The sequence below is a fragment of the Reyranella sp. genome (genome assembly GCF_004297265.1).
Taxonomy (GTDB): domain Bacteria; phylum Pseudomonadota; class Alphaproteobacteria; order Reyranellales; family Reyranellaceae; genus Reyranella.
Genome location: NZ_SCUT01000024.1, coordinates 269,705 through 283,522, shown reverse-complemented (window position 1 = coordinate 283,522; position 13,818 = coordinate 269,705). Strand labels below are relative to the sequence as shown.

Sequence of the window (13,818 nt, the reverse complement as noted above, 5' to 3'; positions counted from 1 at the left end):
GCGAGCTACTCGGCCGCGATCACCTGCAGCGCCTCGGCCTCCGCTTCCTCGTCGTCGCCGGCGAGGAATTCGGGGAGCGCCTCGCCGTCGTCTTCGGCTTGAGCGGTCTCGACGGGCGTGTCCTCCGTAGCGGCGATCCGCAGCGGCTCCGGCAGCCAGCCGGTGTCGGCCAGTAGCCGCTCGGCCTCCTTGGCCATGTCGCCCTTCTTCAGATGGTCGATGAGCTGCGCCGCCCGTTCTCCGGCGCCTTCCTGCACCGCCTCGAGGATGCGGCGCTTGGGCACCCGGCCGAGATAGTTCTCGACGGTCGGACGCCATCCGGCCTGCACCATGTCGAGATCGACGGCCTGGGCCAGGCGATCGGCCTCGGCGATGCGCTGCCCGACGGTGTGCGACGAGACACCCGCGCCGTACCGGTCGCCCTTTTCGTAGAGCGCATTGACCCCGAAGGAGGCGCAATGGGCAAAGAGCACTGCCTGCTCGTCGCCCGTGAGGGTGGTGAGCCAGTCCCAGAGATCGGCCTTGTCCTTGGGCAGCCGCTCCTCCCAGCTCTTGTGGCGCGCGTCGATCGCCTTCGCCGCGGGCGTGTCCTTTAGTCCCTGCGCCTGCACCGGGAAGCTGGCGCTGCGCACCAACACCTCCATCGCAGTCCCGTGGGAGAAATAGCGGGAGAAGACGTCGAGGCAGAACTTGTGCAGCACGGCCTGGAACGCCACGGCGGGCGTGTTCGCGAGCTTGTCGCGGAGCGCCAGCGTCCGCTCGGCCGTCAGCTCGGTGACCAAGCGATCCGGTAGCGGGTTCAGGTCCTCGTCGTCTTCATCCTCCGGCCCGGCGACCTGGCCGCCGATGGTGATGACGGCGCGCTGAACCACGGGTGTGTCGGGATCGGCGTGGGTCGGCCCGGCCGTTGCGGGATCGGCCTCGCCATCCTGCTCCGGTTCGCCCACAGGCGACTCGTCCTCCGGCCGGACGTAGCCGCGGTCGACTGACAGCGCGCCTTCGGCATCGATGCTGATGAAGACGCCGGCGCGGGCGATGTCGGTCAGGTCATAGGTGACGGGCCGATGGTCGAAGGCGGCGAGCGCCGCTTCGATCTCGCCGAGGCGTTCGTCCACCTCGTCGGGCAGCTCGTCGGCGCCGTCATACTCGGCTTCGAGCTTGGCGTATTCGGCGTTCAGCGCGTCGATCGTCGCCTGCTCCTCGGTGGTGAGATCGGCGGCGACACCCTCCAGCGCGCGCAGCCCGTGGGTGCGGCCATAGGGGAAGTCGATGGCGACCTCGATCCACCTCCAGCCCTCGGCGGCGATCGTTTCGGCCTCGGCCTTCAGCTTCTCGGCGACCAGGCCGTCGAGCAGTGCGATGTCCTCGAGCCAGCCGCCATCGTCGGACTGGAACAGGTCGCGCAGCACCACGCCGCCCGCTGCCTCGTAGGCGTCAAGCCCGACGAACACTGCCCGCCGGTCGGAGGCGCGCACCGCCTTCTCCGTCAGCATGCGGCGGATCTGATAGGGCTCCTTCGACCAGGACCCGGTGATCGCCTGCCAGACCTGCTCCTGGCGGGCATGGTCGGCGGTGACGGTGAAGGCCATGAGCTGCTCGAGCGACATGCCGTCCTCGGCATAGACGTCGAGCAGGGTCGGCGAGACCGACGCCAGGCGCAGGCGCTGCTTCACCACGTTCACGCCGACGAAGAAGGCGGCGGCGATGTCCTCCTCGGAGTGCCCCTTCTCACGCAGAGCCTGGAAAGCGCGGAACTGGTCGAGCGGATGCAGCGGCGCGCGCTGGATGTTCTCAGCCAGCGAGTCGTCCTCGCCGAGGATGTCGGTGCCGGGATCGCGGACCACGCATGGGACGGGCGCGGTCTTGGCCAGGCGCTTCTGCTTCACCAGCAGCTCGAGCGCCCGGTAGCGCCGGCCGCCGGCCGGGATTTCGAACATGCCGGTCTCCCCGCCCTCGGCGTCGAGGACCGGCCGGACGTTGAGGCCCTGGAGCAACGTGCGTCGGGCGATGTCCTCGGCCAGCTCCTCGATCGAGACGCCGGCCTTCACGCGCCGGACGTTGGACTGGCTCAGCACCAGCTTGTTGAAGGGAATGTCGCGCGAGGACGACAGGGTGATCTTCTGAACGGCAGTAGCCATTGGAGTAGTCTCCGCAACGGGCGCCGAGAGCCTCTCTCTCGGACTGAAACCCGTCACGAAAACCGGCGCAGCCCTCTCACTCTTGGAGAGCCGCGCCGCCAAGCCGAGGAACCGGAAAGACCCGGAGGCGGAAGCCCGCCTTCCCGCTTTTCCGGATTTCAGGCAGATCACACCCCACACATGCCCTCGCATTCGTTGGGCCAGAGATCGAGCTGGCCGCGATCGTTCGCGTTGGAGAGATCGGCCTGATCGAGCGGCACGGCGGAACGATGAAGGAAGAGTTGGCCGCGAATGCCGCGGAAGCCGGTGCGAATGGCGCGATCGACCGCGATGGCGTCGGCCCAGGCCTCGGGGTCGTCCTCCCGCATCCGGCGCCAATGGGCGTCTGAGTGAAAGGGACAGCCGATGCAGGCGCTCTTCGGCGGGATGGGATAATCATGCTGTTTGAGCCAGCGCAGGCAGTCGCGCCGGGACAGACGCTGTTCGATCAGCGGCCAGCGATTGACCTGCCAGTCCTCGAACGAGGGCTTCATGCGGATCGCCTCGTCGAGCGAGATGCCGATCCACTGTTCGACGATCGGCGTCTTGGGCGAGCGCCGCCCCGTGAGGCCGACGAGCTCGCGTACCTTCCGCCGGATCGGGACGATCTTGTAGTCCTTGGTGCATTGGCGGCGGATCATCCCGACATCGACGCGATCGGTCGGCAGGATGCGCTCGCCGATCGCCACCATCTCGCCGTCGTCGCCCTCGTCGAACACGGGCATGGCCGTGCCGGCCGGCGTGACGTTGCGGGTGAAAGCCGGGATCGACGCCCAGCGCGCACCCTGTGCTCCGGCGATCAGGTTGTCGCGGATGTTGCCGGCCGAGACGATGTGGATGGGGAACGGCAGCACGTTGGGCGACATGAGCCAGGTCAGGTGCTCGTAAACGGCGTCAGGCTCCCAGCCGGTGTCGGAGAAGATGGCGCAGTTGGGCATCGGCCCGACCTCGCCGTGGGCGGCCATTAGCGCGAGCGTGGTCGACTGCACGCCGGCGCCGAGGCTGAGCACACGGAGCCGGATCGACTCTGACGCAGGCGTGTCGCTGACGGCCGCGGATGGGAGGAGGTCCAGCATCACGCCGCCTCCTGCGCTGTCGGGGCAGCTTGGGCGGCGGCGTTCTCGGTCTGAGGGAGGAAGCCGAGAATCCAGTCGGCCGCCTTGCTGGCCTGGGAGGCAGCGCGCACGACGGCGCGGTTGTCCTCGCGCAGCACGTCGAGCCAGGAGCCGATATAATCCGCATGGCGCACGGTCGGGACGATGCCGAGCGAGGCGCAGCAGAAGGCGGCGTTCATCTCCGCGACCAGCTCCTCGAACGCATATTTCTTGCTGCCGAACGTGCCGCCGAGATCCCGGCCGAGACGGGACGGATGGCCGCTGGCGTGCCCCAGCTCGTGCAGGGCCGTGCGGTGCCAGTTGATCGGCTCGAAATAGGCCTGCGGCGGCGGGACCATCACGAAGTCCGGGCCCGGCGCGTAGAAGGCGCGGTTGCCGCCGATGCGGAAGTCGACGCCGATCGCCCGGATCAGCGCCTCGACCCTCGGCTCGATCAGGTCTGGCGGCGGCGGTGGTGCGACGGCCGCCACGTCGGCGGGCAGATTCTCGCACTGGGCGGCGTTGAAGACGGTGAACCGCTTCAGGAACGGAATCGCGGCGGCTTCCTCGCCGGTGTCGCGGGCGCGTCGCTTTTCATCGTCGGGTACGAAGCGGTCGGCATAGACGACGGTCGTGCCACGCTCGCCTTTGCGGACGTGGCCGCCGAGCGAGAGCGCCTGGCGAAAGGTGAGCCAGCTCTGGGTGGGGAAGCCGTGCTCGATCACCGCGCCCCAGAGGATCAGGACGTTGATCCCCGAATACCGCCGGTCGGTGGCGGCGTTCTTCGGCATGGCGAGCGGCGCCTTCGCCGCCGCCGTCCCCCAGGGCTGGACCCAAGGGACGCGGCCGGCGTCCAGCTCGGCGATGATCTTGCCGGTGATTTCATCATAGAGGCTCGCCCGGTCGTGGCCGGGGCGCGCTGAAGCGGTCTTTCTGGACATCGCGGGTCTCCGCGACGGGCGCCGGAGGCCTCTCCTCCAGCCCTCAACCCGTCACGGCGAACCCGGTCCGCACTCTCACTCTAAGGGGGCGTTGTGGGGACCTCCCCGCAGAAGGGGGTGTGTCGGCGACCAAGGCGCCGGCCAGGGGGAAGGCTTTCCCCTCGTACCCTTCCAGATCGCGCCCACTAATTCCCAATCAGCGGTCTATTGACTTCCAATTAGCCGATAGCGATAGTTCCAATCGTCCGGGGATCGGGGTGGGCATGTTCGAACGGTTTGTGGAGCGGCGGGCAAAGGAAGCCCTTTCGGATACCCCGGTGGTCTTGATCGTCGGACCGCGCAGGGCCGGCAAAACAACGCTCGTCAGGAAGATGGGAGAGATCGGCCGGACCTATATCACGCTCGACGATCAGACGGTGCTCGAGGCCGCCCAGTCGGATCCGGCCGGTTTCATCCGGGGACTCGACCGTGCCATTATCGACGAGATCCAGCGCGCACCGGACCTGTTGTTGGCGATCAAGAAGACGGTCGACGAGGACTATCGTCCGGGCCGGTTTCTGCTCACCGGCTCGGCGAATGTGCTGACCCTGCCGCGGATCGCCGACAGCCTGGCCGGCCGGATGGAAACCATCCAGATGCTACCGCTGGCGAAGGCCGAGGTCGAAGGCCGGACACCGACCTTCCTGGAGCGCCTCTTCGACGGGAAGCTGCAGAGCCAGCAGGATGCGATCGTGGGCGACGATCTTGTCCAACTCGTCCTGCTCGGAGGCTTTCCCGAAGCGATCAGCCGCGATAGCGAGCGGCGGCGGCAGGACTGGTCGAGGTCCTATCTCACGTCGGTCCTCACGCGCGATCTGCGGGATATCGCTGACGTCGAGAAGCTGACGGAGCTTCCTAAATTCGTACGGTTGCTGGCCGAGCACTCCGGCCAGTTGGTCAATTATTCGCAGTTCGGTGGCAGCATCGACGTCAGCCATAAGACGGGACAGCGTTATGTCGGGCTGCTTGAGCAGGTGTTCCTTATCGCGACTGTGCAGCCCTGGTTCACGAACGCGCTGAAGCGCATCGTCAAGACACCTAAGCTGCATTTCCTCGATTCCGGTCTGCTGGCCAGCGTGCGCGGACTCACCTTCGACAGAGTGAAGGCGGATCGCGGGACATTCGGCGCGCTGTTGGAGAGCTTCGTGTTCTCCGAGGTGCTGAAGCTCATAACGGCCTCGGACCTGCGGCTGACGCCGCATCATTTTCGGGATCGGGACATGCGCGAGGTGGACATCGTGCTGGAGCGCGATGACGGGATGATCGCAGGCATCGAAGTGAAGGCGAGCGCAACGGTCAAGGCCGGGGATTTCGCGGGCCTAAAGGCGCTCGCCGAGGCGTGTAGGGACCGCTTTGCCTTCGGCGTCGTGCTCTATGACAGCGCAGACGTCGTTCCGTTCGGCGATAGGCTAGCGGCGGCACCCCTGTCGTGTTTGTGGGCGTGAGCGCCATGGGGCGATCCGAAAATCCACTGCGAATGACGAGCCGGTTGGCAACAGAGTTCAATTCAGAGCGGCGATCCCTCGCCAAGAGCGTTCTTGTGCCTTTAGGGCGACAAATTGCTGAGGCCGGCCGGGATGGCAATTATGGCATAATAAGAAGTATTGGGGGGCGAGGCTGGCAATGAAGGCGTTCGAATTTGACCATCGTCTTATCGATTCCTATGCCCGTTTCTCTCGGTCATTCAGCACCATTCGATCTGATGACCTGAAGACCGAGATCAATAGCCAGTACGATGCGGGGCGTTTCTGGCCGGGCGCGCTTCTGTCCCTAAACCCTCAATATCTCAAGGGCCCGACTGTCGATGCTCTCGTCGCCTCCGGCGATCTTGACGAAGCGACTGGGAGAATATTCCGGTTTGGAACGACGCCCGTGCAATTTCACCGCCACCAGGCGCAGTCGATCGCAAAGGCTCGGGCAGGCCAGAGTTATGTGGTCACCACAGGAACCGGCTCGGGCAAGTCGCTCTGCTTCTTTGTGCCGGTCGTCGATGCAATCGTCCGCGCACGGAAGGCGGGGAGGCCGCGCAGAACCAGCGCCATCATCGTTTATCCGATGAACGCACTGGCCAACAGCCAGATCAAGGAGATCGAAAGGTTCATCTCCCAATCCGGCCTACCCAGTGAGATCAAGCCGATCGTGCGGCGCTACACGGGGCAAGAAAGCCAGGGGGACCGGCAGCGAATTGCTGATGACCCGCCGGACATTCTGCTGACCAACTTCATGATGGCTGAGCTGCTTCTGACGCGGCAGGACAGCCTCGACACGAAGGTCATAGAGAACGCAAGCGGTCTGGATTTCATTGTTCTCGACGAACTGCACACCTATCGCGGCCGCCAGGGCGCTGATGTCGCCATTCTCGTTCGTCGTCTTCGCAATCGCTGCACGCCGGACAAGGCGCCAATCTGCATCGGAACCTCGGCAACCATGGCGAGCGAAGGATCCGATGCCAACCGTGCGCGGGCTGTGGCGGACGTTGCGTCGCGCCTTTTCGGCACGCCTATCGGGTCGGAGTCGGTTATCGACGAGTCGCTTCGACGGGCGACGGATGATCTGCTGAAACTCGACGAGGTGCGGCCGAAGCTTGCGCCGGTCCTGAGATCTGCACTTCCGGATAGTCTGACAGACGAGGTTCTGAAAGAACACCCGCTGGCGGTGTGGACCGAACTGGCGATTGGCCTGGAGGACGCGCAGGAACTCAAGCGCAAGAAGCCGATCCCTTTTGAAGAGGCAGTCGCGCTGCTGTCAAAGGATAGCGGCGTCGACGTAGAAACCTGTCGAAACGGCCTTGAGACATTCCTGACCCGCATCAGCCTTCCGGAAACGGAGCGGGGCGGCTCGGGAACCGGCGCATTCCTGGCGTTCAAGCTCCATCAGTTCATCTCGGGCGCAGGTGAGATTTTCACCACGCTGACTGGAAAGCCGAGGAACGTGCTGTTCGAAGGCCAACTCGAAGATCCCAGTGCGCCGGGCCATCGCCTCTATCCTACCCGCTTTTGTCGGGAATGCGGATATGAGGTCCACGTCATTACGAAGAGCGAGGATGCTGAGGGCATTCTGTTTCTACCCAGGGGCATCGATGATGCGCCACTCGATGATCAAGAGGGAGAGACCGCCGGCTACCTGACCCCCGCAGGCGATGGCGATCCCGAGTACGCCTTTACAGGCGAGATCGAAACGTACCCCGAGGACTGGCGCGAGGAGCGCAATGGCGTCGAGCGACTCCGGGCGAACAGGAAACGCAGACTGCCCCAGCTGATCACGGTGGCCCCGGATGGTCGCTACAATCCTTCGGGGAAGAGATTTTGGTTCATACCGGGCAAGTTTGGCTTCTGCCCGTGCTGCCTCGACCAGCCGCATCCCAACATGCGCGAACGCACCAAGCTCGCCGCCCTATCGGGTGAGGGCCGCAGCTCGGCCACGACACTACTCGTTTCGACCGCCCTGGAATGGATGAACTGGAGCAACAGCAGCGTTCCCAAAGAGAAACGCAAGCTGCTCGGCTTCACCGACAACCGGCAGGACGCCGCCCTCCAGGCGGGTCACTTCAATGATTTCCTGTTCGTCAGCCTCCTGCGCGGCGCGATCCTGCGGGCCGTTCTGGACGCCGGCGACGATGGCATGGCCGAGGACGAATTCGGTCTTCGGGTGGTGAAGGCGCTCGGGTTCACTGCGGCCAACAAGGACGCACGTATCCACTGGATGTTGGACCCCGAGGCAGGCGCCGTAGTTCGCGAGGACGCCCAGCGCTCCCTCGCGAAGGTGCTCGCCCATCGGCTCTGGACAGATCTGCGTCGGGGGTGGCGCTACACCAACCCAAGCCTCTCCGTGCTCAAGCTCATCGACGTTACATTTATTGGGCTCGATGACATCGCGGAAGATATAGAGCGCCTCACGGCTATCTTGCCGGAATTCGGCACGCTCGATGTGCTCGCGCGAAAGGCGATGCTGAAGCTGCTCCTTGGCGCCATGCTCGATGGCCTGGCCGTTGGAACCGAAGCGCTCGATCTGACTGTCCTCGATGCTGTCGCTCAAAAGTCTCGAAATCTCCTGCGTACCCCCTGGGCCATCGACGCAAAGGAGACACCGAGAAGCCGCACGACCTTGTTTCTGCAAGCTCCGGGCAAAGACCGGGTGGGGCTACGGGAAGAACAGACGATCATCCGGGCCGGACACAATTCCCGTATCGGACGTCTCATCAATCGCAAGAGCGTCATCGGGACCAAGCTTGGCAAGACAGACTACCTGACGGCGATGACGGGCCTGATGGAGCTTCTGGCTCGTGAAGGGTTGGTGTCGCGCGTCGACATAGAGACGGATCTGCAGGGTTGGCGTCTGTCACCGTCTGCAGTTCGTATTGTGCCCGGCGAAGCCATCCGGACGGGCACGGCGCAGGGAAATCGTTACTTCCATGAGCTCTACAATGAGATCGCTTCCAATCTGAAAGCTGGCCAGAGCAGTTTTTGGGGCCTTGAGGGTCGCGAACACACGGCCCAGGTGTCCCAGAGACAGCGCGAATGGCGCGAGTGGCGCTTCCGATTTGAAAAAGAAGACCGGGAAAATCTCACGAAGAATGCCGCCGAGCTTAAAGCGACAGGCGAGTCGGAGCAGTTTCTGCCGGCCTTGTTCTGTTCGCCGACCATGGAGCTTGGCGTCGACATCTCGGCGCTCAATGCCGTCTATCTGAGAAACGTACCGCCGACGCCGGCGAACTATGCCCAGCGCGCCGGTCGTGCAGGGCGTTCCGGACAGGCCGCCGTCATTGTGACTTATTGCGCCGCTCAATCCCCGCACGACCAGTACTTCTTCGAACGGCGCAATGAGATGGTGGCTGGCGTCGTTCGCCCTCCAGCGCTCGACATCACCAATGAAGAGCTCGTGCGCTCGCACCTGCATGCCGTTTGGCTTGCCGAAACGAAGCTCGCCCTGTCTCCGGACATCCCGGAGATCCTCGACCTGACTCAGACGGGCTACCCGCTGAAGCAGGATATCCACGACGTCATCGACCGGCCTGAACTGGCGATCGCGGCGCATTCCCCGATGAAACGCGTTCTCGACCAAATTCTCGCTTCGGTGGATGGCCGAAAGCCGGTCTGGATGAGCGAGCCGGATGATTTCGTCTCCGCAGTCGCCCTGCGGGCGCCGCAGGAATTCGATCGCGCCTTTGATCGTTGGCGGGAACTCTATAATTCAGCCCGGACGCAGCTGATGGAGGCCAATGCCCGCTCCGAGATCACAGGCCTCTCGGGAGCCGACCGTCGCCGAATCAAAGCTGCACAGATGCAGGCGAGCGACCAGATCACCATTCTTGAACAGGGCAAGGCCTCGAACGGCTCGGACTTTTATTCCTACCGCTATCTCGCGACCGAGGGCTTCCTGCCGGGATATAATTTCCCCCGGCTGCCGCTCTATGCCTTCATTCCTGGAGATGGAAAAACAGGCTCGTTCCTCCAGCGCGCCCGTTTCCTGGCAATCTCCGAATTTGGTCCGCGCAGCCTGATCTATCACGAAGGCCGCGCTTACAGAGTCATGAAGGCGAAGTTGCCGCCGGAAGTCCGAACGGGAGACGGTTCGGAGCTCGCCACCCGAGACATCTTCATCTGCTCGAACTGCGGCGCCTGTCATGACGGCGAGGTCGAGCGCTGCCACGCCTGCAATGCCCCGATGGCGGGCGAAATGCCGGTGCAGAGGACGCTCCGGATCGACAATGTGGAAGCCGCGCCCACCGAGCGGATCACGGCAAATGATGAAGAGCGCGTCCGGCAGGGCTTTGAGATTCAGACCGTCTTCTCCTGGCCGAAGCGGGACGGCCGGGTCCAGATCACCGAGGCCGACTTCCGTTGCGAGGATACCTCGATCCTCAATCTGCAATATGCCAACAGCGCCGAAATCAGCCGGATCAACAAAGGACTGAAACGCCGGGCGCAACAGACCAAGTTCGGTTTTTATATCGACCCGCGCAGCGGCTACTGGTCGAAGTCTGAAGACGAAGATCCAGATGTCGATGTGCCGCCGGATGTCGTGAGGCCGGTTCGGATCGTCCCCATCGTCCGCGACCACAAGAACGCGCTGCTTTTCCGTTTCAACGAGCCTACGGCCTACGCGCCAAAGACAATCGCGACGGTTCAGCATGCCCTCATGAGGGGGATTGCGGTCGTCTTCCAATTGGAAGAGGGCGAGATCCTTGGCGAGCCATTGCCTGCCCGCGACAATCGCCGTGCCGTCCTGGCCTACGAAGCTGCAGAGGGCGGCGCCGGGGTGTTGAGCCGTCTGATCGAGGATCCGCAGGCCCTCGGCAAAGTCGCCCGAGAAGCGTTGATCCTCATGCACTTTGAGAAGGTCGATGAAGCGATCGCAGCGGGCGATGCCAAACTGCTCAGCAGTCACGATGGGGAGGCCTGCGTCCGCGGGTGCTATCGCTGTCTGCTCTCCTATTTCAACCAGCCTGATCACGAGCTGATCGACCGAACGAGCGACGAAGCAAAGCAGATGCTGATCGATCTAGCGCGGGGCGAGGTGGTGCTCGCGGTCGCGCCGGGCCAGTCGGCTGATGGTGGTGGATGGGCGAGCGCCTTCAAGGAGATGGGGCTTCCAGCTCCCGACACCTCCACTGTCAGCTTCTCTAATCAGGAGATGAGCTTCGCCTGGCGCAGTCATTTCGTCGCCGCTTGCATCACACCTCTGACCGAGGCAACGCGCGAGGCGGCGGAAGCCAAGGGCTGGACGTTGTTCGAGTTGCCGGAGGCGGTTGCGGCGGGCGTGCCCGATTCGATGATCTCGATGTTCGGGGGATGACCTGATGACAGTGAATTTCGCTCCCGGAGATCTGGTCCGTGCCCGTGGGCGTGAATGGGTCGCGCTGCCGTCCCCTCAAGATGGCGTTCTGGCGCTCCGCCCACTCTCGGGCGGCGAGAACGACGCGATTGTCCTCGATCCGGAGCTTGAGATCCTCCCGGTCGAGCCTGCACGGTTCGATCTGCCTGCCGACGCCGCCGCGACCGTTCAGGCGAAGGCCGCGCTCCTTGCAGATGCGATGGGTCTGACACTGCGCCGCGGCGCAGGTCCTTTCCGGTCCGCCGCGCAACTCGCCTTCGAACCTCGGACATACCAGCTTGTCCCCTTGCTGATGGCCCTTCGCCTGGCAGTGCCGCGCCTGCTCATCGCGGACGATGTTGGTATCGGTAAGACGATCGAGGCTGGCCTGATCTTGCGCGAGCTGATGGATCGGGGCGAGGCGGATGCGTTCTCGGTGCTCTGCCCGCCACATCTCGTCGAACAGTGGGTGGGAGAGCTGAAAGCGCGCTTCGGGATCGAAGCTGTCGCGGTCACGTCGGGTACGGCGAGCAGGCTGGAACGCGGCCTGCCACTCGCTCAGACCTTGTTCAATGCTTATCCCTTCACGGTCGTCAGCCTCGACTACATCAAGGCAGAGAAGCGCCGGGAGAGTTTCGCACGCGCTTGCCCGGATTTCGTTATCGTCGATGAGGCGCATGCCTGCGTAGGCACGCACCAGGGTCGGCAGCAGCGCTTTGAGCTTCTGTTAGGGCTGGCCCGGAATCCGGATCGGCGGATGATCCTTCTGACCGCGACGCCGCATTCCGGGGATGAAGAAGCCTTCGGGCGCCTTCTCTCCCTGGTCGAGCCATCATTTACATCGATGAACTTCGAGGACGCTCGCTACCGGGATCGTCTGGCGCGGCACTTCGTGCAGCGGCGCCGGATCGATCTCGTCTCGGGGGATTGGGACGAAGATCGCGCTTTCCCGAAGCATGAGACGACGGAATTTCCCTATCGTCTTTCTCAGGCCCACCTCGAATTCCAGGAAGCCGTGCTCGATTACTGCCTCGGCATCGTTTCCCGAGCGGGATCCGGACAGCGGGAGCGACGCTTGGCCTTCTGGGGCACGCTGGCCCTGATGCGTTGTGTTGGTTCTTCGCCGGCCGCGGCTATGAGCGCGCTGCGGAACCGTATGTCGAGCGAGAGCGACCGCCTCGAGCCGCAAATCTATGACGAGGACAGCGACGACGAGGACGCCGTCGATATCGAACCGGGTACAGCCTTCGACGTCGATCCGGAGCTTCTTGCCCTGGTCGAGCGCGCCCAGGAACTGGCCGGCAAACCCGATCCAAAGCTGACCGCTTTGGTCGATGCTTTGACCCCTCTCATCAAGAAGGGCGCCAATCCCGTCGTTTTCTGTCGCTATCTGGCGACGGCTGAACATGTCCGTGATGGCCTGCGCAAGGCCTTCCCAAAGCTAATCGTTGAAGCCGTGACGGGTGTTCTTACGCCCGACGAGCGCCGCGACCGCGTGGCCGACATGGCGCCGGCGGACGAGGAAAAACAGGTCCAGCGCATCCTCGTCGCTACCGACTGCCTGTCCGAAGGGATCAACCTGCAGCAGCTCTTCGACACAGTCGTCCACTACGATTTGTCGTGGAATCCGACCCGGCATCAGCAACGCGAGGGACGGGTCGATCGCTTCGGTCAGCCAGCAGAGCTTGTCTGGTCGATCATGATGTTCTCGCCGGACAGCGCGATCGACGGCGCCGTACTCGATGTCATCCTTCGCAAGGCCGAAGAGATCCGCAAGGCGACCGGTGTGACCGTACCGCTCCCCGAAGAACGGGGGCCAGTGACGGACGCACTGATGGCGTCGGTGATGTTGCGCCGAGGCGTGCCCCGCCAACTCACGCTCGATCTGCGCCTCGATGACGGCGCCAAGGTCATGGAGGCCCGGTGGCGCGACGCCGCCGAGAACGAGAAGAAATCCCGAGCGCGTTTCGCTCAGAACGCGATGAAGCCGCAAGAAGTCGCCCCCGAATGGGAGAAGGTCCGGACGCTGCTCGGTTCTCCGGCGGATGCGAGACTTTTCGTAGAAAGAGCGATGTCGCGCTTCGGTGTGCCCCTTGAAGCTCGGAAAGCGGTGCTCTTGGCTCATGTCGATGCGCTCGAAGCCGGCTTGCGCGAGCGTTTGGCTGGGCACGATTTGACCGGATCGGTGCGTCTGGCGACGGCTGAGCCAGCGCCCTCGGGCACGGCGCTGCTGACCAGGACTCATCCCCTGACGGCCACGCTTGCCGAAGCGCTGGTCGAGGCTTCGCTTGATCCCGAGACCCTGTCAGGTCTCGGCATAGGCCGGGTCGGCGCCTGGCCGACCGCCGCCGCGCAGCAAATGACTCGCGTTGCCCTGCTCCGTGTCCGCTTCAAGCTGACCGTCCATGCCCGCAAGGAACGGTTGCTGCTAGCCGAGGAGGCGGCGCTCGTGGCGATCGAGGGCGTTCGGATCGTGGCGGTTGGCGAGGCCGCCCGGGAACTGCTGAATGCACCGGCGATGGCCGATTTGGCGCCCGTCGCACGCGACAGGTTCATCGCGAAGGCGAAGGAGGATCTGCCCGGCCTGCTGGAAGGACAAATCGCCGAATTCGTCCGCTCGCGCGCGCAAGAGCTGATGAGGGACCATGCACGGCTCCGCGCTGCATCGGGCTCTGCATCGCGCGTCACAGTAGAGGCCGTGCTTCCGCCGGACGTGATCGGCCTGTTCGTGTTGATGCCGGGTGAGGCCTGAGC

6 protein-coding genes are annotated in these 13,818 nt (G+C 64.1%); 3 read left to right on the top strand and 3 right to left on the bottom strand.

The window, feature by feature from the left end:
- Positions 1–5: 5 nt before the first annotated feature.
- The 3 genes from EPO41_RS10145 to EPO41_RS10135 all read right to left on the bottom strand — a co-directional run bounded on the left by EPO41_RS10145 (position 6) and on the right by EPO41_RS10135 (position 4,212).
- The gene (locus EPO41_RS10145) at positions 6–2,138 is read right to left on the bottom strand and encodes a ParB/RepB/Spo0J family partition protein (protein ID WP_296324134.1); all 2,133 of its coding nucleotides are present in this window, start codon (positions 2,136–2,138) and stop codon (positions 6–8) included.
- Positions 2,139–2,305: 167 nt separating this feature from the next.
- Positions 2,306–3,253 (bottom strand): hypothetical protein, encoded by a 948-nt coding sequence (locus EPO41_RS10140; protein WP_296324131.1) that lies wholly within the window; start codon positions 3,251–3,253, stop codon positions 2,306–2,308.
- Positions 3,253–4,212, bottom strand: a complete 960-nt coding sequence (locus tag EPO41_RS10135; protein WP_296324130.1) for a zincin-like metallopeptidase domain-containing protein — start codon at positions 4,210–4,212, stop codon at positions 3,253–3,255. Before EPO41_RS10135 ends, EPO41_RS10140 begins: the two co-directional genes overlap by 1 nt.
- Positions 4,213–4,475: 263 nt before the next feature.
- Here EPO41_RS10135 and EPO41_RS10130 point away from each other — a divergent pair, with 263 nt between their 5' ends.
- From EPO41_RS10130 to EPO41_RS10120, 3 genes are all read left to right on the top strand, one after another.
- On the top strand, positions 4,476–5,696 hold the full coding sequence (locus EPO41_RS10130) for an ATP-binding protein (RefSeq protein ID WP_296324127.1): 1,221 nt from the start codon (positions 4,476–4,478) through the stop codon (positions 5,694–5,696).
- 178 nt (positions 5,697–5,874) lie between these two features.
- Positions 5,875–11,046 carry a DEAD/DEAH box helicase gene (locus EPO41_RS10125; RefSeq protein WP_296324124.1) on the top strand — a complete coding sequence of 1,724 codons (5,172 nt, stop codon included), beginning with the start codon at positions 5,875–5,877 and terminating at the stop codon, positions 11,044–11,046.
- A 4-nt stretch (positions 11,047–11,050) separates the two neighbouring features.
- On the top strand, positions 11,051–13,816 hold the full coding sequence (locus EPO41_RS10120; RefSeq protein ID WP_296324121.1) for a DEAD/DEAH box helicase: 2,766 nt from the start codon (positions 11,051–11,053) through the stop codon (positions 13,814–13,816).
- The last annotated feature ends 2 nt before the right edge of the window (positions 13,817–13,818 follow it).

What these genes read in the sequence shown, in the direction of transcription:
- EPO41_RS10145 (WP_296324134.1), bottom strand. Translation starts at nt 2,138, where the DNA reads ATGGCTACTGCCGTTCAGAAGATCACCCTGTCGTCCTCGCGCGACATT.
- EPO41_RS10140 (WP_296324131.1), bottom strand. Translation starts at nt 3,253, where the DNA reads ATGCTGGACCTCCTCCCATCCGCGGCCGTCAGCGACACGCCTGCGTCA.
- EPO41_RS10135 (WP_296324130.1), bottom strand. Translation starts at nt 4,212, where the DNA reads ATGTCCAGAAAGACCGCTTCAGCGCGCCCCGGCCACGACCGGGCGAGC.
- EPO41_RS10130 (WP_296324127.1), top strand. Translation starts at nt 4,476, where the DNA reads ATGTTCGAACGGTTTGTGGAGCGGCGGGCAAAGGAAGCCCTTTCGGAT.
- EPO41_RS10125 (WP_296324124.1), top strand. Translation starts at nt 5,875, where the DNA reads ATGAAGGCGTTCGAATTTGACCATCGTCTTATCGATTCCTATGCCCGT.
- EPO41_RS10120 (WP_296324121.1), top strand. Translation starts at nt 11,051, where the DNA reads ATGACAGTGAATTTCGCTCCCGGAGATCTGGTCCGTGCCCGTGGGCGT.